This is a genomic window from Dendronalium sp. ChiSLP03b, assembly GCF_034531165.2.
GTDB classification, from domain to species: Bacteria; Cyanobacteriota; Cyanobacteriia; order Cyanobacteriales; family Nostocaceae; genus Dendronalium; species Dendronalium minutum.
Map to the genome: position 1 here is coordinate 71673 of NZ_JAVRBR020000016.1, position 22432 is coordinate 94104.

Sequence of the window (22432 nt, forward strand, 5' to 3'; positions counted from 1 at the left end):
GTTCATAAATAATGGTGCTAATGTCCCAAGAACCGAGCAGATTTTTCCACTATTACCTATTTCTAGTTAAATGCCCGAAGGGCGTGGTCATTTTCTCAAGAGATGAAATATTTAGTCTTTGGTTATAGATTTTTAGCAATTTCAGTAAACCTTCAGTAGTAACTTTATTTATGTCACAAAATGTAGAGAATATCGTAATTGTTGGTGGTGGTTCGGCTGGTTGGATGACTGCTGCTTATCTAAGTAAAGCCTTAGAAAGAAATGTTCAAATTACTCTAGTTGAATCATCAAATATCACAACAGTTGGAGTTGGTGAAGCCACTTTCAGTACTATCAAAGTATTCTTTGATTTTCTGGGTCTACAAGAACACGAATGGATGCCAAAATGCAATGCTACTTATAAAATGGCAATTAAGTTTGTTAACTGGAATGCCCAGAAAAAACATTTCTACCATCCTTTTCAGAGATATGAAGTAATAGACGGCTTTGATATCTCCGAATGGTGGCTGAAAATGAAGAGAAACCAGGAAGCATTCGATTATGCTTGCTTTTTAATCCCCTGGCTATGTGACAATCAAAGGTCGCCTAGATACCTTGATGGAAAAGTTTTTGATAATAAAGTTCAAAATTTATTTTCCCGCGACCATATTGTCAAGAAAAACATCCTAGATAATTTAAAAGTTCAGTATCCTTACGCCTATCATTTTGACGCAAACCTACTTGCAAGATTTATGAAAGATTATGCAATGCAGAGAGGCGTGAAACAAATTGTTGATGATGTAGTAGACGTAAAGCTAACAGAGGATGGAAGCATAGATTCCATCAAAACCAAAGAGCATGGCAGTATTAGTAGCGACCTTTTCGTAGATTGTACTGGTTTTCGAGGACTGCTAATCAACAAAGCTCTTGGTGAGCCATTCATTTCTTTTTCGGAGTCACTACTGTGCGACAGTGCAATTGCCATGCAGTTACCAACAGATATTAAGAAAAATGGCATTAACCCCTACACAACAGCAACCGCGCTTTCATCTGGTTGGGTCTGGAACATACCTTTATATGGCAGAAGTGGTACGGGGTATGTTTACTCAAGTGCGTTTATCTCTCCAGAAGAAGCAGAAAAGGAATTTCGAGAGCATTTAGGAGATGCTTTTACCAATTGCAAAGCATCCCATATCAAGATGAGAATTGGACGAAACAGAAACTCATGGGTGAAAAATTGTGTAGCAATTGGTCTTTCCAGTGGATTTGTAGAACCATTAGAGTCTACCGGGATATTCTTTATTCAGCATGGAATTGAAGAGTTAGTTAGCCACTTTCCCAAAAAATCGTGCAATGAGGAGCTGATTCGCAGCTACAATAGAGCGATCGCTAACTGCATAGATGGTGTCCGAGAGTTCTTAACACTCCATTATTGTGCCAGCGATCGAGCAGATACAGAGTTTTGGAAGGCAACTAAGCACGAAATCCAAGTTCCAGAGGAATTACGTGAAAAGTTGAGATTATGGAAAAATAGACTGCCAAATAACAAGAGCATCAATCCGAAATATCATGGCTTTGAATCTTACTCTTATTCAGTGATGCTACTTGGGTTAAATTACCTACCTGAAAGCAGTTTACCTGTTCTAGAGCATATTGCAGACCAAAATGCCAAGGCGGCATTTCTGGCAATACAGGAAAAAGCTAATTACCTACGTAGTACTTTGCCGTCTCAGTATGAATACTTAAATTATGTAATTAAGTCTCAAGAGCAGTCAGAGTATCTCAATGAAAATAAAATAGATTCCTCACTAGTGAGTGATTGGGCAAATCAAACCACTGTGCCAATTTCATAGAAGCTCAAAAAGCATTTTTACCTTTATTAAGAGTTACAGCAATCCAATTTAGGATGAACAAAGCCGATCTCCTGTCTATGGCTTTTAACTTGTTCATATCCTCCTTAGGAACGCTGTAACACTTTTTTATATCTTTGGAGAGAAAATAAGTTTCCTATCTTGAAAATAGCCTCAAAATAAAGGTGATGAGAATTCTACTTTTGACGAAATTAGGGGCATTCTCACATAAATAGAAATTCACCCAATTCCATGAATATGACAATTCAGCATATTTGTATCATTGGCGCTGGTATTAGTGGTCTAGTCGCAGCTAAGACCTTTATCGAGGAAGGCTATAAAGTAACTGTGTTTGAGAAGCAGCAGCGACTCGGCGGTGTATGGGAGGTTTCTCGGACTTATGTAGGGCTAACCACCCAGAACCCCCGAGACACATATGCATTCTCTGATTATCCCATGCCTGCATCCTACCCAGAGTGGCCTACGGCAGAGCAGATGCGGAATTACTTAGAATCTTACGCACAAAATTTTGGGCTTGTAGAGAAAATTCGATTTCAAACAGAAGTCACTCAGGTCAAGAGGAAGACTGGGGTACAACCAGGATGGGTAGTTAACGTTAATTGCCATAATGATAGCAACGGCGAAATTGAACAGGAGCAGCACGAGTTTGACTTCGTCCTTGTATGTAACGGTCTTTTTAATATCCCCAAGATACCTTTAGTACCTGGTAAAGAGGAATTCATTGCATCTGGAGGACAGGTGCTACATTCCACTGAGTTTAACGACAATTGCCAAATCGAGGGTAAACGAGTAATTATTGTAGGCTTTGGTAGATCCGCTACTGATATAACTGCCTACGCTGTTGCTCTAGCCAAAGAATGTACTCTTGTCTTTCGTCAAAGCTTGTGGAAAGTTCCTAAATTTTTCTTGGGTTTGGTCAATATCAAGTACATTCTGTTAACCCGCTTTTCAGAGGCTTGGTTACCCTATCGCCAACTTCGAGGTATGCAGAAGGTGCTACACACTTTCGGAAAACCCATTGTGTGGGCTTTTTGGAAGACAAACGAGATTCTCCTACGGTTACAGTTCCGTCTTGATGCAAGTGGGATGTTGCCTGACAAACCCATGTCCCAATCGGTGAACTGTTCTAGTGCGATCGCACCCGAAAATTTTTACAAGTATTTGTACGCTGGTAAAATCAAAACTAAAAAGACAATAATTGCTCGATTTTGCAATGATGGAGTAGAACTAGCAAATGGTGAGCGATTGCAGGCAGACGTAGTTATTTTTGGGACTGGATTTCGTCAGGATGTACCCTTTCTCGAAGAAAAGTATCGTCAGTTGCTAATCGATGACCGAGGCTACTTCCATCTCTACCGCAATCTGATTCATCCTGATATTCCTCGGATCGGTTTTGTCGGCTACAACTCCAGTTTCTTTACCCAACTAACATCGGAGGTAGGAGCTTGGTGGCTGGCAGAATATGTCAAAGGTAACCTGGCTTTACCCTCACGCTCGGAAATGATATCAGTTATGGAGACAGAGTTGCACTGGAGGCAGACTCAGTGGCCTCAAGATAGAGGCAATGGAGGATGCGTATCCCCATTTAACTTTCATCACTTAGAACAACTAATAGAAGATATGGGGGTAAAGAGTCATCAAAAAGGCTGGCAACGCATAGCAGAAGTTATGATGCCAGTCAATCCATCCACTTACCAAAACATCCGCCAAGAATTGCGGGGAAAAAGGCTTTCATCTGTAAATGATGCCGAGAACAGTGACAGTTTAGAAACAGGTGTTGCTGAGGGACTGACAAATCAAAAAATCTCACTACCCAATAGTTGACTGTTGAGTGTAAACCTTTACCAGTCAGCAATCGATGGCGCAGGGTAATTGATTTGTTGAAGTTTTCTAACAATCACATGGGAATCTCAATTACAAACTCAGTTCCCTGACCGACTTCGGAATTACAGGTTAATTTCCCCTTGTGTTTTTCAACAACAATTTGATAGCTAATCGATAACCCTAATCCAGTACCACTACCTACTGGCTTGGTGGTAAAAAATGGATCGAATATCTTTTGCCGCACCGCTGCTGTCATGCCATGACCATTATCAGCAATCCGAATTATTGTGCTATTGGAATCCACTTGTTCAGTACGAATACGAATCTCTGGTTTGTTGGTTGTCATTTGTCCGTTGTCAGTTGTTTTTACTGAGCACTGACCACCGACAAGTGACTCCTCTAAAGCATCGATCGCATTACTGACGATATTCATAAACACTTGATTGAGTTGACTCGGATAACAAGTCACTTCTGATAGATTTCCGTATTCTTTGATGATTTCAATTTCAGCAAGATGTTTATCAATCAGTTGCTTGGCATCTGAGCCAGTTTTCTTGAGTCGGTGCTGCAAAATCATCAAGGTGTTGTCAATACCCTCATGAATATTTACAGGTTTCATTTCAGACTCATCCAAGCGGGAGAAATTTCGCAGACTAAGAACAATGTTGCGAATGCGCGAACTGCCCATTTTCATTGAATCTATAATCTTTGGCAAATCCGCTGCTAGAAAATCTAAATCGATTTCCTCTACTTTCTCCTCAACTATAGGGGAAGGATAGGGGTACTCCTGCTGATAAACAGCAATCAAATCTAGCAAGCTTCGGACATAATCACTAGTGTGAGCAATATTGCCATGAATAAAGTTGATCGGATTATTAATTTCATGGGCAATACCCGCTACCATTTGTCCCAAAGAAGACATTTTTTCACTTTGAATTAATTGAGTTTGAGTGCGTTGCAATTCCTGTAGAGTTTTTCGTAAACTGTGATTTTTCTCATTGAGTTCTGCTGTTCTGACTACCACTCTTTCCTCTAGCATATGGTTGTATTCTTCCAAGCGCTCGTTAGCTTTTGCCAAATTCTTGTAGAGCATAGCGTTTTCTAGAGAGATTGCTGCTTGGATGGTTAAGAGTTTGAGGAGTTCTAGGCGATCGCGTGTAAATGCTCCTGTGGTTAAATTATTTTCTAGGTAAAGAATACCCAACAATTTGCTTTGGTTCATCATTGGGATACATAATATACTCTTTGGTTCCTCATGGATAATGTAGATATCCGCTGCCAAGGAAGCCTGAGCGTTTACATTATCAATGACTAATATTTCTCGTGTACGTTTGACGTAGTTAATTAAAGTAATAGGAACGTGGTAACTAGACTCCAAGGGAATTGAGGGGAATTCTGTGCAGGTGGGTGCAAAAGTGGAACTAGAACTAATTGCGGTGACAGTTAAGTTCGAGTTATTCTCTTCACTCAAAATTAGAACACACTTAGATGCTCCCGCATTCTCCATCACAACTTCCATTAATTTAGAAAGAAGTTCTTCTAACTCAATTTCCCCAGCCAGTGCTTGAGAAGCTTTAATGACAGCCGTCAAATCCAGCATGTCTGAAATGCTTGTATTAGAGCCAATGACGGTTTCATTAGTACTAAGAGTAGATATAGTATTAGGTGTAACTAAGGTGATGCTCAGGTCAGATTTGCTATTCTCAGCGGAAACTTGGTTAAGTTTTTCTTGCTGGATAACAGGTACAAGTAATTTAGGATAGCGTTGTTGCAAGTCGTTCACTTTAGCTAATGCTCCCCAGCGAACGTAGCCATAGTAGGCATCAATTAAGTAAGTTTGGGCAATCTTGGTTTTGCCCCATTCTAGATAAAACTTTGCTGCCAGTTCGTTCGCTAGGGCTTCTTCGTGGATGTACTCATATTCTTTAGCATGGGTGATGGCGCGATCGTAGTAATCCATTGCCTGGATATATTGACCTAAAACCTGATACTTTTCAGCCTTTACTAAATAAAATTTATGTAAGTAATTTATGGGAATACTATCTGACCATTTACGTAACTTTTCTTGATTAACTGCTACTTTATGCAATATTTCTTTTTGTTTTGATGGTTCGGCATCATGATAAGTTGCCAGCCAAGCTAGCGAATTATAAAAATAAAATTTAGGCACTACAAACTGCCCAGTTACACTAGGCAAATACTGTTCTGCCTTCATAGCATTTTCAATCGCTTGGGGGTAATCGGCAAACAGATAACACAAATGAAGCTTACATAAATAGAGATATGCCAGCGCACATCCATCATTAGCTTCTATCTGCACTGGAAGGTTTTTTTCTTCGTTATAAGCTTCGCCGCTCAGATGACAGGGATTTTGAACAGCACCCATAATATTCAGCACTGTTTGTCGATAAATTTCAATCCAATAAAAAACTACGTTTTGTTTAAGTTGATTAACAGCATGACTGTAGGTTGCCATCTCTCGTTCGAGTTCAGTCAATTCTTGACCACTAAAATAGGAAATGTAGCAGTACGCGTTCAAAGAATAGGCAGCAAATTCTAAGTCTCCAGTTTCTAGCGCATTGGAATAAGATTCTAGAAGAGGCTTAAGGATGTCTCTGATAGGTTCTTTCCAATGTCTAACATGTGCATTAAATGTTTGAATAACTTTAGCTTTTATTTCTTTGACATTGAGGCGTGACAATAAATTTGCAGCTAATTTGCCAAACTGATAGCCAACTTCAATATTCTCTAATGGACCGCAAAGCATTAACCCGTAAACAACGTATGCATAAGCTGATAACGGAGAATTCCCATGTTTTAGTGATAAATTTATCTGTTTCAAGCAAATCAGAGGCATGAGTTCAGGAACAGCTTGATAGGCAAGAGCGATCGCACTAGATAAAATACGCATCACTGCCAGTGGTTCTGCTGCCGTCATCTCTGGTAGGTCAATTAAGTCTTCAATATTTTGATGGGCGAGATTTGAGGCTGTTAGTTCCATTTCTTTCTCAACATCACTCTGACTAGGATGTTCGGGAAAATTTACTCCTAACAACTTCAAAAAAGCTAATCCAGCCTTAACAGCTTCTTGTGCTTTATTCTGCGCCCCATATGCCTGAATAATCACTTCATAAACTTTTACTTTTTCCAGAGGTATTTTAGCTTCTGCCAATACAACCTCTGCTAATTTCTCCATCTGCTGAAAGTCGCCACTGAGGTATGCCGCTTCTGCTGCCGTCTCATACAAGGCTAGAGTTAGCTCATATTTAGTTTGCCAACTATCATCTGCCAATAGTTCCAGCCCAGTATTTAAATACTTAACCGCAGCGGAGTAAGCTGTTGATGCCAAAGCTTTACGTCCAGCAGTCAGATTCATCATAGCCAACTCATTACGCTTAGCTTGATGAGTAATCAATTCCACTGCAATATTGAACTGATTGACAAGATCAAAAATCTTGTCTTCTTGTTCGGCAAGGGGAACATTGCTTAATAGTAGTAGCCCAATTTTTAAGTGAATTGACTTTTTTTCATTTTCAGGTATCAGAGAATAAGCGGCTTGCTGTACCCGATCGTGGACAAATTTATATCTAGGTAACTGATTATTACTAATTTGTATTTCGTTTGTATTTTTTTCACCAACCATTACCTGTTGGTTATCATCTTCTGGTAAAAAGTTGTAAAGCTCATTTTGAGATAAAACTAGTCCTTCAAGTAAAGCTTTCCATAAGTCTGATGCTGTATCTACTATAGATTTTTCATTAATAATAGCTATAGTCTTTAAATCAAACTTACTTCCAATACAAGCCGCTAATTTTAGTATGTTTTGCGTGTTTTTTGGCAATTTTTCTATTTGTATTGCCATAAATTCTACTACATCATCTGTCAAAGATAGTACTTTAATGTTTTCAATTTCATACTGCCAATGACTAGCTTCAAAGTTTAATGTAATTAGTCCATCATCATGTAAAGATTTGAGAAATTTAGTTGCAAAGAACGGGTTGCCCTTAGTTTTAGCAAATATCATTTGTGTCAAGGGGACAGCAGCTATTTCCTGGCAATGAAGTGTATCCGCAACTAAGTAATTTAAATCTGTCTGAGTTAAAGAAGACAGTTTAATAGTATTAAGATTTATTCCAGTTTTGGCAATTTCTTTTAGTGTTAAATATAAGGGATGTGTATGTGAAACTTCATTATCCCTGTATGCACCTATTAGCAAAAAACTACCTTGAGTTTCGCCTATATTCTCTGTCTTACCTACAAGAGGAGAAGATGTATTTTCACCTATTAATAATTGGATAAGGTTTAAAGAAGCTGTATCTGCCCATTGCAAGTCATCTATAAATATGACCAGAGGATGCTCTTTATTAGTGAAGGCTTGGATGAATCGCTGAAACAGTAAATTGAAGCGATTTTGGACAGCACTACCAAAAATTTCTGCAACTGGTGTTTGCTTGCCAATAATTCTTTCGAGTTCGGGAATCACATCAGTAATTACCTGAGCTTGTGTACCCAATACCGATAAAATTTTGACTTTCCATCGTTGAATTTGTTCATCGGTTTCTGAAAGAATTTGCTCAATTAAATCCCGAAATGCTTGCACTAATCCAGACAAGGGTATCTCACGTTGAAACTGGTCAAATTTCCCTTTGATGAAGTAACCTCGCTGTCGCACAATGGGTTTGTGAACTTCATTAACTACAGCGGTTTTGCCGATACCAGAGGAACCCACGACTAATATGATTTCAGGTTGACCGCTTGCCACACGCTCAAAAGTAGTGAGTAAAGTTTCAACTTCCCGTTGGCGACCATAAAGTTTTTCGGGGATGACAAAACAATTAGAGATATCCCGAACTCCTAACTCAAAGTGTGTAATATTTCCGGTTTCTTGCCACTGGTTTCGACAAATCTCTAAGTCATGTCTGAGTCCCATAGCACTCTGATAGCGGTCTTCGGCATTTTTAGCCATCAGTTTGCTGATAATCTCACACAAGATTGGGGGAATATTAGGGTTAATATAATTTGCTTTTGGTGGCTCCTTAGCAATGTGAGAATAAACTAACTCCATTGGTTCAGTAGTGCTGAAGGGTAACTGTCCAGTCAGGAGTTCAAAGAAAGTAACACCCAAGGAATAAAAGTCAGTACGGTAGTCAATGCCTCGGTTCATGCGCCCCGTTTGTTCGGGGGAAATGTAAGCAAGAGTACCTTCTAAAACATTGGGATTTGTCTGAACTTGGATTTCTTTTGGTAAGAGGGTAGCAATACTGAAGTCGATGAGTTTGACATCACCCGTTGTTGGATGAATTAAAATATTAGCTGGTTTAATGTCTTTATGAATGATGCGATGACGATGTAATCCTTCAAGGGTGGAAGAGATTTCAGTGGCAATGTGAAAAAACTCACTCAAAGAAACAGGATTTTTCCCAATCCTTTGCTGTATGTGTCGCCAGTCTTTGAGGGATATACCACCAAAATCTTCCATTACTAAAATATAGCCATTACGGTGGTTTTCTAAGCTATGGGGTTGGACTATACCAGGAATTTCAAGGTTTTTAGTGATGGTGTATTGATTACGAAACTGAGCAATTTCCACGAAAGTAGGGTATTCATTTCGCATCAGCTTCAGTATAACCGATTGTTGGTCTTTTTCTCTGATACCCCGATAAACCAGAGTTTTACTGCCTGAGTAAATTTGCTCAGTAATTTGATAGCCTATTATAGGATATACATCTAATGCTACTAACATTATAGCCTTTGCTCATATTTTTTCTATTGTTCAGTATTCCCATCGCAAGGCTGACAACATCTATTAAATTGTTAAAACTTTGTGTTCGATTTGTTTAGTTTATAATTTAATAATAAATTAATTTAAATAAATATTACAGCACCCAATGTAGTACTCTCAAAACTGTAAATTATAGTCTCAAACATCAATAATTCCGGATTGTAAATTCTAAATTACAAAAATATGTAATTTCCATAACAAAAAAACCTGCCGTTACCTTTAGCTAAAAAGTAAATTTTGGCAGGTTTCTTAAATATATTGCAGCTTTGCATGACACGGCAGTTGAGGTTAATCATCCTTGCTAGTCAGAAGACCCAGATATAGTGCTACTTAATTTTCTGTTTAATAAAAGTTACAACTTGAGTTAGCTGTTTCTTCAAACCATCAATTTCTGCTTGCATTTTGGCAATTTTATCATTCAGTGCTTCAATTTCTGCGGAGGAAACTGCCACAGTATCAGAAGTTGTTGTGCCATTTGTAGCGCTGACTGCTGCTACTGCGCCATTTGTAGCAACGGCTGTTGCTGAACCATTTGTAGCCGCAACAGATGCTACTGGGACTGATTCCTGGCGCGGTAGTTTAGCTTTTGTCATCGCTAACTTAATTGCGCCAATTAGTTGCTTCTGGTCGAAAGGCTTGTTCAAAAATTCAAAATACTCAAAAGGTTCTGAGATTTTTTCCGTCACCTCTTCCTTTCGACCAGACATGATCACCAAAGGAATTTTTCTTAACTCAGGGTGAGCCTGAACTTGCTGGAAAACTTCCCAGCCACTCATTTTAGGCAACAGGAAATCCAACATGATTAAACTGAGTTTTTCCTGACGGATGAGATTGAGTCCTTCCAAACCATCTTTTGCTTCTAATACCTCGAAATTGCCTGGAGGCAACATTTCTCTTACTTTTACCCTGACAACTGTAGTGTCATCGATAACTAAAATTTTGTTACTTGCCACGTCTGATTGCTCTAACAGAAAATTTAAGTGTAAATAGCAGCTTCGCCATGAAGCAGTCGCAGTCCTGCCGAACCCGTAAGGGTTGCCGACGGTTGCGTTAGCGCTAGCGGTAGCGACGTAGGAGCGTCACTGCTGAACCCGAAGGGCTTGACCTTGAGAATGCTCCCACTATATCCAAAATTTTTATTGATTGGGGGATAGTATATTTCGGTATAAATCTCATTGCTGGAAGTGTTTTACAAAACTCTGATTCGTGCGCTTCTAAATTTGTGTCATCGTGATATTTAAGGCTTTAGCCTTGCATAGGAAACTCGCCCCACAGCACCTTTGAATCTTGCTTAAATGTCTATGACTTCATCACAATCAGCCCAACTCAGGTTGGAAATTACGGCAATGCCTAACTGGTTACGCCGCCCAATAGCCAAAGCTAGTGAACTTTCGACTGTACAACGCATTATTAAGCAGCGCCAAATTCATACGATTTGCGAAGAGGGGCGTTGCCCTAATCGAGGGGAGTGTTACGCCCAAAAAACTGCAACTTTTCTACTAATGGGGCCAATTTGCACACGTTCTTGTGCTTTTTGTCAAGTAGATAAAGGTCATGCACCGATGCCCATTGACCCAGAGGAACCGCAAAAAGTAGCAGAGGCAGTAAAGCTTCTGGAATTGAGTTATGTGGTGCTGACTTCTGTTGCCCGTGATGACTTATCGGATGGAGGGGCGGGTCATTTTGTCAAGACAATGGAGACGATTCGCCGATTAAACTCAGATACCCAAATTGAAGTGCTGACACCAGATTTTTGGGGTGGTGCAGGTGCTGGGAAAGAAGGTCAACGTCAGCGAATAGCTATGATTGTCAAAGCTTTGCCAGTTTGTTTCAATCACAATGTTGAGACAGTGCGACGGTTAACTGGCCCGGTGCGCCGAGGAGCAAAGTACGATCGCTCGCTCTTGGTTCTAGCAATAGTCAAAGAAATTAATCCGACAATACCCACGAAATCGGGTTTAATGCTGGGACATGGTGAAACTGTTGAAGAAGTAATCGAAACAATGAGGGATTTAAGGGCAGTGGGATGCGATCGCTTGACAATTGGTCAATATATGCGTCCCTCCCTAGATCATCTACCAGTTCAAAAATACTGGACACCGGAGGAATTTGATCGACTTGGCAGTTTAGCATGGGAAATGGGATTCAGCCACGTCCGTTCCGGACCTCTGGTTCGTAGTTCCTACCATGCAGGTGAAGAAGGGTGAGGCAGCAGGGGGAGATGAGGAAGACGCAGAGAGTGGGAGACATGGGGACGCGGGGAAGAACTCTCCGTGTCCCCCGTTCGCGTAGCGTCTCCGATAGGAGAAGTTTGCAAGGGCGGGGGAAACCTTCCTAGCTTCTCTCCGTACGCAATTTCTCTTTGCGTCCTCGCGTCTTTGTGTCCTCTTTCCCAGTCCCCAATCTCTAAAGCCACACAAATATTTTTAAAGAATTTAACTAATTGGCACGCCTGTTTGGTATTTCTTAAAAAGTCCTGACATTAGGAGAACGCTTATGACTGCTAAAAGCAAGAGTTCCGCAGTGGCCGATAGTGGCGCTAAACCTCCCTATCCCTTTCGCACGGGTTGGGCACTGTTCTTGCTTGCTATCAACTTCTTGGTAGCAGCTTATTATTTCCACATCATTCAATAGTTTAGAAGTGGAGTGGTGCTGCTCAAATGGTACCTTTGAATAAACCTTTGGGCCGGATGAGCAGCACCAAAATCATAATCAACAGCGCTATACCCTGTTTGTACTGAGAACCTAGCCATGGGGTACTGACTTCCTGAGCAATACCAATAATTAAAGCTGCGATAATTGCTCCGTAGGGGTTACCAATCCCTCCTAAAATAACTGAGGCGAACAAGGGTAAAATCAAAAACCATCCCATATTCGGGCGCACGGCTGTAATCAATCCGTACATACTGCCACCCAAAGATGTGAGTGTGCCAGCAATCAGCCAAGTCCAGAAAATAACTCGATCTACATTGATGCCAGAAACCCTAGCTAAATCTAGATCGTCAGCAACCGCTCGCATCGCTTTACCGATTTTAGTGTGTTGTAAGAGGAAATGCAGTGCCAAAATTGCTAAAATTGCTAACCCTAATACCAACAATTGATTTTGCGGCACTTTTACACCGAAGATATCTAAAGCAGTGGTAACAGGTACATTGTAATTTTGGTTCCTGCCACCCCAGATAAAGATAATTCCATTGCGAAGGAATAATGCAAGTCCAATGGAAATAATAATCAACGTAGTAGAAGTAGCACGGAGGTTTCGCATTCTTGACCACAGCAGTTTTTCTGACAACAACATCATTGCGACTGTTCCCACTCCTGCCAGAACCATCGATAGCCAAATATTTACCCCAACAGTATTTACCAGCAGGGTTAAATAAGCGCCTAAAGTCAGAAAATCACCGTGGGCAAAGTTAGATAACCGTAAAATCCCGTAGGTAAGAGTAAGTCCAACTGCTGCTAGAGCAATAATGCTGCCTACAGCAATTCCGTTAACAATTAGTTGAGCGAATTGGGTATTCATAGTTTTATCTAAACTAAGTTACTCTCAGTAAATTTTAAATGGGTGAATTTATAAAATAATGGTGGTACATCCGTTACAATCGATACTATAAGTTATGTTTTACAAATAAATAAAAATTGTGAGCTAATATACATAGAATCTCATTCGCATTTTTATGCGAAGCCAAATTTGTTCAGCGGTCTAGTTGACCATGCAGCAGTATTCAAGCTTACCAGAACAGAACTCACAGAAAGATGCACCGCCAAAAGATTTGATAAAAATCCAGCAACTTCGCGCTGAGTTGTGGCTGGAACGCAGCCTGAACCAGTTGCAAAGTCGCATTAATGATTGTCTGCTTTCTGCTTGTACCACTGTCATACAGTCAGGAAGCTCGGAAGCAGCAATTTGCCAAACTGTGGTGAACGAACTCGACAGTGCTTTGAATAATAGTAGAGTGGCGTTCACGCAGTGTGCCGTAGGTATCGCTCTGTTTCAACCACAAGAAACAGTTAGGATTTGCTATGTTTCTCTTTCTTCATCCCCAGGTTCACAATCTCCGCTCATAGAAGTGATACTCAAAAAAGGCAAAAAGCTGTGCTTGAGATTGCAAGAGGTAATAGAACTCAAGGATTTGCAGCAGCTGGAAAACCAAAAACCACCTCAGGCTTGGCAACTAGCCAACAATGGCGGTGTTATAGGCTGGCTAATGATTGCTACAGCATCCCCAAGACCCGATCGCGAACCACTGACAGCATCACAAATTCAACTGCGATCGCAATTGATGTCCAGGGCTGCCAAGCAGTGTGCTACTGCATTAGCACAAGTAAGACAAATACAATCTTGGCAACAACAGTCTCAAAAGTTAGGTAGCTTTAATCAAGAACTTGAGCGCACCAATCAACTCAAAAACCAATTTTTAGCAAACACCAGTCACGAAATCCGCACACCGCTGAGTTCCATTATTGGTTTTACGCATTTGCTTTTAGCCCAAGGTTACGATCCAAGCAGAGAACGCCATCAAGAGTATTTGAAGATTATTCAGTCTAGTGGCAAACACTTACTAGCGCTGATCAATGACATTTTGGATCTCTCCAAAATTGAAGCTAACCAACTAGAAGTACAGTGGGAAAACGTAAATGTGCCAGAGTTGTGTCGTAATGTTTTGGCATTGGTAAAAGAGAAAGCCGCTAACAAGGGTTTGAAACTGTGCCTAGAACTAGACCCTGATGTCACAACTCTAGTTGCTGACCCTTTACGACTCAAGCAAATGCTGTTGAATTTACTATTTAACGCCCTCAAATTTACCAGCACAGGCGCTGTTGGCTTACAGGTGGTACCAAAAGGTGTATTTGCACATTTTACAGTTTGGGATACCGGTATTGGCATCTCTAAAGAAGATCGGGCTCAATTGTTTCAACCCTATTTCCAAATAGCCAACGCCGTAACTAGTCGCAGTGAAGGTACTGGTTTAGGGTTAGCGGTAACGCGAAAACTCGCTGAAATTCATGGTGGTTGCGTTGAGGTAGAATCGGAAATAGATGGAGGCTCGCGTTTTACTATTATTCTTCCCCTGAAGCTAGGAGATGGGGGAGACGAGGGAGATCAGGGAGATGAAGGAGATAAGGGAGATGAAGGAGCAAAATCTTTTTTATATGCTCTGCGTGTTATCCCTAGTTCTTCTTTGAAGATTTTGCTGGTGGAAGATGACTTACCCAATGGCGAGTTGATGTACAGTCATCTGAGTAAATTGGGATATCAAGTCAGTTGGGTACAGAACGCAGTCGAAATGTGGGCAGTTCTTACACAGCTAGAGCCAGCAGTAATTTTAATGGATGTCAACCTGCCAAATGGAAATGGACTTAACTTAGTACAGCAATTGCGAGAAAATCAGCGGTATTGCAAGATTCCGATCATTGCTCAAACGGCAATGGCGATGAAAGGCGATCGCGAAACTTGTCTGGCTGCTGGAGTCAATGATTATATTTCTAAGCCGATTGATTTACCGCTGTTAACCAGTTTGGTGGCAAAGTACAGCCTATTACCAGTAGCAGAAGGAGATGGGGAGAAGGGGGCAGAGGGGCAGGGAAGCAGAAGCGCAGAGGCGTAGAGGGGCAGAAGAGCAGAGGCAAATAAAACTACTGACTACTGACCATTGACTAAAATGGAATGTGTTGGGTGCTGTCGGGTTTTGGCGGGATTGGGAAATGATGGTAATAGGAAAACTTGAGCAACTAAAAGCTTTATTTGCAGAAATGGAGCAGGCTTTGATTGCCTACTCTGGAGGTGTTGACAGCACATTGGTGGCGAAGATTGCATATGATGTGTTGGGCGATCGCGCTTTGGCGATTACAGCGGTATCTCCTTCGTTATTGCCAGAAGAACTGGAAGATGCCAAAATTCAAGCTGCAACTATTGGGATTTCGCATAAAATTGTCCAGACTCACGAAATGGACAACCCCAATTACACTTCTAACCCCGTCAACCGCTGCTATTTTTGTAAAAGTGAGTTGCACGATACTCTCAAACCTCTAGCTGTAGAGTTGGGTTATCCTTATGTGGTGGATGGGGTGAATGCTGATGATTTGCACGATTATCGCCCAGGAATTCAAGCTGCAAAAGAAAGAGGTGCGCGATCGCCTTTAGCAGAAATCGGTGTCAGCAAAGCTGAAGTCCGTCAACTTTCACAACAACTAGGATTACCTTGGTGGGATAAACCCGCACAACCTTGTCTCAGTTCCCGCTTTCCCTACGGGGAAGAGATTACTGTAGCCAAGTTGCAACGAGTGGGTAGGGCAGAGATTTATCTGCGAAAGCTGGGTTGGCAGAATTTACGCGTGCGTTCTGAAGGAGATACAGCACGGATTGAATTGTCGCCAGAACAGATTAAAGAATTTATTTTGACTACGGATTTACCCTCAGTAGTTTCTGTGTTTCAAGATTTTGGCTTTATCTACATCACTCTTGACTTAGAAGGCTATCGCAGCGGTAAGTTGAATCAGGTTTTAAATCGGCAAGCCTTGGGTGCTAAATCATAAAGTAGAATCCAGAATGCAGAATTCAGAATGCTTTTCCAGTGCTGATTTCAAAGCTACGATTATGTAGACCTCTAAATTGTAGATTTGGAGAAGTTGCGAAAAACCCTATATTCATGCGCCAGTCGTCATCAATTCCTCCCAAATTCTGACTTGTAACTTGTGACTCCTGAATTCTGTTTAGACAATTTTCGCTTCTACGGATATCAGAAAGCAGCCGTTAATCCTCCAGGTTTCATCTGGCTGTTTTTCCATTAAATACAAAGCTCTTAGTGGAATTCCATGAGGACTAAGTAGCAATACTGGCTGGGTGATATTGCTCTGGATAATTGTAATATTCTCAAAGAAGACAGAACGAGGACGGTAGACAGCAGGGTAGTGCTTCCTCACCATCTGTATAAAGTTTTCTGGAGTGCGGAACTGCTCTTGAATTCCAGGACTGGCAAAGGCAAAGGCATCTTGAGCATTATCCTTTTGAAAGGCTTCTAATTGACTTTCAATTACAGAACGTATGGCGATAAAATCGCTCTCAGTAAATTGCATAATTTTAAAATGCGATCGCTCAGTTCTCTCGCTGAGTAAGCTGAAATTCTAGCTGCTGTAGCGCTGAACGCCAAACATCGTAACCATCTGGAGACAGATGCAGTCCATCTGTGGTCAACTCGGAACGTAAATTGCCTTGAAAATCTATAAACCAACTATAGATATTCACATAAGAAACTTTTTCTTGTTTGGCAATTGAGGCAAGCTGTGCATTGATGCGACGAATCCGGCTATTAGGAATTGATTCTAGGCGAGTAGGCAGAATTGATTGGATAATTATCTGAGTTTTGGGATGACTCTGTTTGAGGCTACGGATAATCCGGCGGTGATTACGCAAAATTGTTTCATCACTAGCACCTTTGCGTAAATCGTTAATCCCAGCCATGATGTAAATTGCCTCTGGTCTTGTTGCCGAAAATGCTGCCAATCTTTTGAAAATGCCTCCAGAAGTATCTCCAGATATTCCTTGATTTAGCCACAATTTTCCAGCAGGCAATTTTTCGGCGGGAAACCACATACTCAAAGAATCACCTACCAAAATACTCAGATGATTTCCATCTTGAATTTGAGTGATTGCTTTGGCTTCTAAAGCTAATAAACTTTTCCAATCTTCATAAGTGAGCTGAGGTTTCTTGGCTGACTCCAATAATGATTGCACTCTCACAGTATCCACATGTGTATAAATTTTATCAGTTTTTAGCGTTACTAATCTTTGGTAATACAGTTGATTGCCAGATGTCAACGGTAGAGTATGTGGTTGGTAGCTAGGGTTGAGTGATGATTCTGTTGGTGCTGATAATACCTGATTACTAAAGTGTGGTAAGGAACTGTCGAGGCTAGGGATGCTTTTCTGACTTAGTGTTGGTTGAGAGGCATCTGCAAGCGGCAAAGCTTGACGACTGAATTCTGGTAAGGAGATGTCAAAGCTGAGGATATTGTTCTCACTTATTGTTGGCTGTGAATTGTGTTGTAAATTAGACAGGAATTTAGAACTTTCCGGCAAGATAATCGATACTTGTGGAAGAGCTGATGTTGGTAATACTAATCCTGTTAACAAGCTTGCTGCCAACAGATAAGGGTCCCTCATCGCTTTGTCACTCCTCTACTCACTGTTTTTACTAATTGACAGCATCAATTGCCTATATTCGGGACAATTTTACTTTGTCAATTTATTATTTTCAGTGAAACTGTATAGTTCTGTAAAGCGGGTTAATGAGATTATGTTTGACAATTTACAATTTCTTTAAAGCAAGCTTTTACTTTACGTAAGTAGTCTTTCTCTGAGATCGGCCGATTTGTATTTAACTTGCACTGTGCTTAACCAAGACAGCAAGAGGTCAGGAGCCAGAAGCCACAACTGCCTCCTTTTACCCAGATATGCAACTTAAATGCTTATGAGCTTAGTAAATATCTATGTGAATCAGTACCCAAATTGAGGTACATTTTACCGAACGCTAGTTTACTAGTTTCGGTAGCGATCGCCTTTTGATTTCTTATCTAAAATTGAAGGATGCGATCGCATCAGTTGTCAACTATGGGATTAGTCAGATTAAAGATTCGAGAACTAGCACAAGAAAAAGGCTGGACTTTGAAGGAGGTTTCAGACCGTTCTGGGGTAATTTACAGTACAGTGAGAAGCTATGCCCGCCGTTCGCAAATGACAACAGTTGACTTTACTTCTATCCAAAAGTTAGCTCGTACCTTTAATGTCATGATTGAAGAGTTGGTGGAAATTCTCGAAGAATAAGGGATGGGCTTGTGTCTGAGGTTGTTCTTAAAATTAAAATGCTATGACATTAACCAATAAGCATATAAGTTGTTGCAAAGTATTAATAATTTTGATCGAGAGCAGATTCTAAGTACAATCAGGTAAGTTTGATACTATTATTGAGTAATTGGTCAAAATTGTGCATAAATAGGAGAATAGGCCTCATTTATGCCATTATCTTCTATAAAGGTAATTTAAAAGTTGTACTTAAACACATAAATATAAGTTTTTACACACTTAAATTGAGTTTTATCTATTATAGAATAAACTCCTTGAAAGTGTTAAGATTTAGGCGATGTCATTAGTGTTTCCCTATTGTTCTGTGGCTAGAGCTAGTACAGCGATTGGTGTTAGTCCAATTATTAAGGAGATTGTGCAAAAACAGGCACATTCAACACGTTTAACCCTGAAAGAAGTTATTCTGATGGGAATGTTAGCAATTGACAAACTAGACGATCAAAGTCGTCAAGAGTTAGCGAATCAAGTTCATCAAATGCAAGTAAATGGAGAGATTTAAATGAATAGCTGTAATTTAGAGGTGGCGAGTTATAAATTATGAATTTTAATTCTTAACTCGTGACTGTTAACTCCTCACTCCTCACTTTTAACTTTTCCCTCCTCACCCTTAGCAGAATCTGGCTGTTGACTAAATCGATAGCGACTTCCCACGAGATAATCCTCATTAATTTCAAAAGATATCCATCGGCGTTGCAAAGTTTCTGCAACAAACCCAGTTGTATTAGAACCTGCGAATGGATCTAAAACCATATCATCTTCATCAGTTAAGAATTTGATAAAGAATTCGGCGAACCCTTGAGGAAAACGTGCTGGATGTGTTCTAATTCCTGCTGCTTTGCAGCGGCGTAAATAAGCACTATTTGATTCAGTATTGGCAATTTCTAGCAAGTTTGGCGGAATTGCACCTTGGTTATCCTTTTGAAATTTCTCAGAAATATCATGTCCGCTCGGACGTTTTTTAGCTTTATAGCCAGTTTTGAGTAATTGCTTCATACTCTGGCTATATGGCTTTAAAATTTTTCTATTATCTGCTTTGGGATTTGGCGTTTTAGACAACCACCAAACTACATTAACTGAATCTTTAACGCGAATGCGTCTGATTGTCACCCATTCGGCAGGAGTCGGCAATCGAGCCGGATTATAGTGATAGAATTCCTGAGCAAGGAAAAAGCCGACTTCCTTGCATAATTTAACTAAAAGTTCGTATTGGTAGATACTCCGTACGGGATTACCAGAAAGGTAAGCGCCGCCTAAGTCTAAAACAAATGAGCCATTATCTGTTAATACTCTTTTAAATTCGTAGGCAAAAGGTAAAAACCACTCAACATATTTGTCAGCACTTTCGTTGCCATATTCTTTTTTTCGAGTCAGAGCAAACGGAGGTGATGTCAAGATTAAATTAATACTATTATCATCAAGGAATTTAATTAGTTCTAAGCTATCTCCCAAATATACTGCTCCATTATTTTGAGTATAATAAGGGCTAAAAGTATTAAATTTTTGTGTTGTCGTAGTATCAGATATCAAGAGTTGTTAATCTTATAAAATTATTGCATTGTTATATTTATAACTTGTTTTTGGTGCGACTCATAGTAAATAATAGTATGAAAGTAAGGCAACCCTTATTACTAAGCTCATAGTTTACCATTTTTTGTAGGGTAGAAATTTTCCAGACATAATAATTTTGACGCGATCACCTTTGGGGTCTTCTTCTTTCTCCACATCTAAAGTAAAATCAATGGCGCTCATAATACCATCACCAAATTTTTCCTGAATTACGTCTTTAAGCGGAAACCCATAGACTTGCATAATCTCATAAAAACGATAAATCAGTGGATCGGTTGGTACAACTGGCCCCAATCCTTTCACAGGATATGCAGTCAATTCTTGAATATAACTTGCATCTAACCCTAATGCTTCAACGAGTAACTTCGCCTCTTCCTCTGAAGCACTAGCTTGACGATAAAATAAAGCTGCAATCCATACTTCATCGCGTTTAAGAATTTGTTCTAAATCTGCAAAGCTTAGTCCTTTATTTCTCTTTGCTAATAATAGTGTTTGTGTAATTTCGGGAATAGACACTTGGTAACTCCGTTAATTAATTTATACTGGTTTATTTTAGGCGATCGCGGTGTTCACTAGCTTGATAACATGCTTTACATTGCAATCGCTCTTCATTACAGAGATAATATAACTTGCTACAGCGATTCCACAAGTTTAATGTTCATAGGCTGACTTATCTCTAGACAGTAAAAACCTTTTTCGCCATTTTTAGTAATTTATTTCTTCTTTCTTGGAAGCGATCCTTATCCCAGTCATTAAATTTTGCTAGCTCTCTATTTAATGTTACATTTGACTGTTCGTAAAGACTTTTTTTATCAAAAAACGACTTGTTACCTGCACTATTGTTGTTACGACCAGGCCAAAAAGACAAATTCCCAACATCATTCTTTAATAATTCAAGCTCTTCAATTATGGAAGTACTGCTAGCATGGTGCGGGTATATATGTTCTATTGTAACTTTGCTTAAATCAAAAATACTTATTTCATTTGGCTTGGGTTTACCATTTGCACCATTAGAGTACCACTCAAAATGATCCTCTAATGTAGTTAAAAAATGCCTAATAATCATTTTCTTAGAAGAATTATCTTGATAGTTTAATTTTTGTATTAATAGGGATTCAAAAGTTTCATCAGGTGCATATTTTTCTTGCACTGCTTTCAGTTCATTTCTTAAAGTAGAAATTTTATATTGTTGCGGTGCTTGTCTAATCAACTTTGCGTGATCGTAATATATTGTAGATATTTTTTCAGCGTGCGCTCCTACAATAGTAATGTAGCGAAAAGCAAAGCGTTCCAAAATATCTATAATTTCTATAAATTCCTTTTCTGAAAGACAATGATAAACACTAAGTAAAAGTGGTATACAAAGTGTATGCCTTAACACTTTTATTAAACGTTGTAGTCTTTCTTGTTGCCAGTCTGAAGCAGTAGAATCTCGATAAGGCCATCTTCGTTCTGATATTTCTATAAAAACTTGTTGCTCATTTTTTATGTCAGAAATAGTATGAGATACTTTTTTAGCTTCTTCATTTTCAGATATCTCTAAAACAATTCCGGGTGGAAATTTAAATATATCATCTCTAAATGTATCTGCTAAATTTCTCTTGGCTGCACCCTTACCCTGATGTGATGCATAGTAATTTCTAAAGAATTGTTCTACTTCTGTTGCTGGATAGCTAAGTATTGTGTCCCAGTTATCTTCCGCAAGTTCTTGTTCTCTCTCATGTTTTTCTAGTAATTCAAGAGTATCTGAGCGCAGCTTGTTTCCATCACTCAACTCTCTACCTCTATCATTTAGTACCGCAAATAATCTATAAGCTTCACTTCTATCTTCACTAACAATATAAATTACATAGCAGTCTTCTATAACAGACTTTCGTAATTGTAGAAGAGAATTAAGTTTATCAGAGACACTAGGTTTAGTAATATCATTCAGTATTTTAGCAATAAGATTTGTCCTAATAGAATCCCATGCTACTTGTAATTTTTTATGAGAATCTCGTGACCATTGAGGACTGCGACCATTTATCAAGTCTTCAAAAAAGGCATGATCGGCTTTTGAGAGAGTAAGGCGAAGACGCGGTTGCAATTGGTTATTGACTACTTCTTTATATTCTAAGTATTCATCTCTGGTAGTACTTGCATAGGATTTAGCTGCTTGCGAGGTTTCTATATCTTTTTCAACTTCAGCTTCATTAGCAAGTGACTCAAATGCCTTAACAAGGGAAGCAATTGTCATTGTGAAAGTTGCTAGCCTTTGCTGACCATCAACCAAATCATAAAGATTTCCTGTATAACTGTTGGGTATATGTTGTTTTATACTTACTAAACCACCAAAGAAATGTTTTCTTGGCTGACTAGGATTAATTTTTCTTGCGTTATACAGCACCAATAAATCTTTAATAAAATCATCAATTTCTTCTTGCTCCCAATCAAAAGCTCTTTGGTATTTTGGTACTTTAAAAGGAATTCGACGACAAAATAAATCTCCTAATGATGTACTCTCAGGTTGCATAGTCATAGTTTTTACATAAGTAGCGTACCTTCATT

16 protein-coding genes are annotated in these 22432 nt (G+C 39.6%); 8 read left to right on the top strand and 8 right to left on the bottom strand.

All coding sequences use genetic code 11. The features are described 5' to 3' along the window. The first annotated feature begins 170 nt into the window (after positions 1-170). Positions 171-1832 carry a tryptophan halogenase family protein gene (locus RMY31_RS03560; RefSeq protein WP_322656891.1) on the top strand — a complete coding sequence of 554 codons (1662 nt, stop codon included), beginning with the start codon at positions 171-173 and terminating at the stop codon, positions 1830-1832. Between the two features lie 255 nt (positions 1833-2087). Further along, a complete protein-coding gene (locus RMY31_RS03565; RefSeq protein ID WP_322656894.1) occupies positions 2088-3674 on the top strand; it encodes an NAD(P)/FAD-dependent oxidoreductase in 1587 nt (528 codons plus the stop codon). Positions 3675-3747: 73 nt separating this feature from the next. Here the strand turns inward: RMY31_RS03565 and RMY31_RS03570 are convergent, their stop codons facing one another. Beyond that, entirely contained in the window at positions 3748-9417 is a 5670-nt protein-coding gene (locus RMY31_RS03570) for an AAA family ATPase (protein WP_322656895.1), read from the bottom strand. A gap of 365 nt (positions 9418-9782) precedes the next feature. Continuing rightward, positions 9783-10409, bottom strand: coding sequence for a response regulator (locus RMY31_RS03575; protein ID WP_322656896.1), 627 nt, complete (start codon positions 10407-10409; stop codon positions 9783-9785). A gap of 348 nt (positions 10410-10757) precedes the next feature. Between RMY31_RS03575 and lipA the strand changes: the two genes are divergently transcribed. Continuing rightward, positions 10758-11663: a lipoyl synthase gene (lipA, locus tag RMY31_RS03580; protein WP_322656897.1), complete on the top strand. Its 906-nt coding sequence runs from the start codon at positions 10758-10760 to the stop codon at positions 11661-11663. Between the two features lie 289 nt (positions 11664-11952). Next, entirely contained in the window at positions 11953-12090 is a 138-nt protein-coding gene (locus RMY31_RS03585; protein ID WP_322656898.1) for a photosystem I protein PsaX, read from the top strand. A gap of 22 nt (positions 12091-12112) precedes the next feature. Here RMY31_RS03585 and RMY31_RS03590 read toward each other — a convergent pair whose 3' ends face one another. After that, complete coding sequence (locus RMY31_RS03590; RefSeq protein WP_322656899.1) at positions 12113-12979, bottom strand: branched-chain amino acid ABC transporter permease; 867 nt, start codon at positions 12977-12979, stop codon at positions 12113-12115. A gap of 190 nt (positions 12980-13169) precedes the next feature. Between RMY31_RS03590 and hrmK the strand changes: the two genes are divergently transcribed. Then, on the top strand, positions 13170-15065 hold the full coding sequence (hrmK, locus tag RMY31_RS03595) for a hybrid histidine kinase/response regulator HrmK (RefSeq protein ID WP_322656900.1): 1896 nt from the start codon (positions 13170-13172) through the stop codon (positions 15063-15065). Positions 15066-15162: 97 nt separating this feature from the next. Beyond that, positions 15163-15993, top strand: coding sequence for an ATP-dependent sacrificial sulfur transferase LarE (gene larE / locus RMY31_RS03600; protein WP_322656901.1), 831 nt, complete (start codon positions 15163-15165; stop codon positions 15991-15993). Positions 15994-16170: 177 nt separating this feature from the next. Here the strand turns inward: larE and RMY31_RS03605 are convergent, their stop codons facing one another. Both RMY31_RS03605 and RMY31_RS03610 read right to left on the bottom strand, forming a co-directional pair. Beyond that, entirely contained in the window at positions 16171-16533 is a 363-nt protein-coding gene (locus RMY31_RS03605) for a DUF4864 domain-containing protein (protein WP_322656904.1), read from the bottom strand. A 19-nt stretch (positions 16534-16552) separates the two neighbouring features. Beyond that, positions 16553-17620: an SGNH/GDSL hydrolase family protein gene (locus RMY31_RS03610; RefSeq protein WP_322656906.1), complete on the bottom strand. Its 1068-nt coding sequence runs from the start codon at positions 17618-17620 to the stop codon at positions 16553-16555. A 447-nt stretch (positions 17621-18067) separates the two neighbouring features. Between RMY31_RS03610 and RMY31_RS03615 the strand changes: the two genes are divergently transcribed. Continuing rightward, a complete protein-coding gene (locus tag RMY31_RS03615; RefSeq protein ID WP_214433455.1) occupies positions 18068-18280 on the top strand; it encodes a helix-turn-helix domain-containing protein in 213 nt (70 codons plus the stop codon). A 325-nt stretch (positions 18281-18605) separates the two neighbouring features. Then, entirely contained in the window at positions 18606-18818 is a 213-nt protein-coding gene (locus tag RMY31_RS03620) for a hypothetical protein (protein WP_214433533.1), read from the top strand. A gap of 74 nt (positions 18819-18892) precedes the next feature. Here the strand turns inward: RMY31_RS03620 and RMY31_RS03625 are convergent, their stop codons facing one another. From RMY31_RS03625 to RMY31_RS03635, 3 genes are all read right to left on the bottom strand, one after another. After that, a complete protein-coding gene (locus RMY31_RS03625; RefSeq protein ID WP_322656908.1) occupies positions 18893-19846 on the bottom strand; it encodes a site-specific DNA-methyltransferase in 954 nt (317 codons plus the stop codon). Positions 19847-19960: 114 nt separating this feature from the next. Further along, entirely contained in the window at positions 19961-20401 is a 441-nt protein-coding gene (gene cynS / locus RMY31_RS03630; RefSeq protein WP_322656910.1) for a cyanase, read from the bottom strand. A gap of 160 nt (positions 20402-20561) precedes the next feature. Then, the gene (locus tag RMY31_RS03635) at positions 20562-22403 is read right to left on the bottom strand and encodes a DUF262 domain-containing protein (protein WP_322656911.1); all 1842 of its coding nucleotides are present in this window, start codon (positions 22401-22403) and stop codon (positions 20562-20564) included. Positions 22404-22432: the final 29 nt, after the last annotated feature.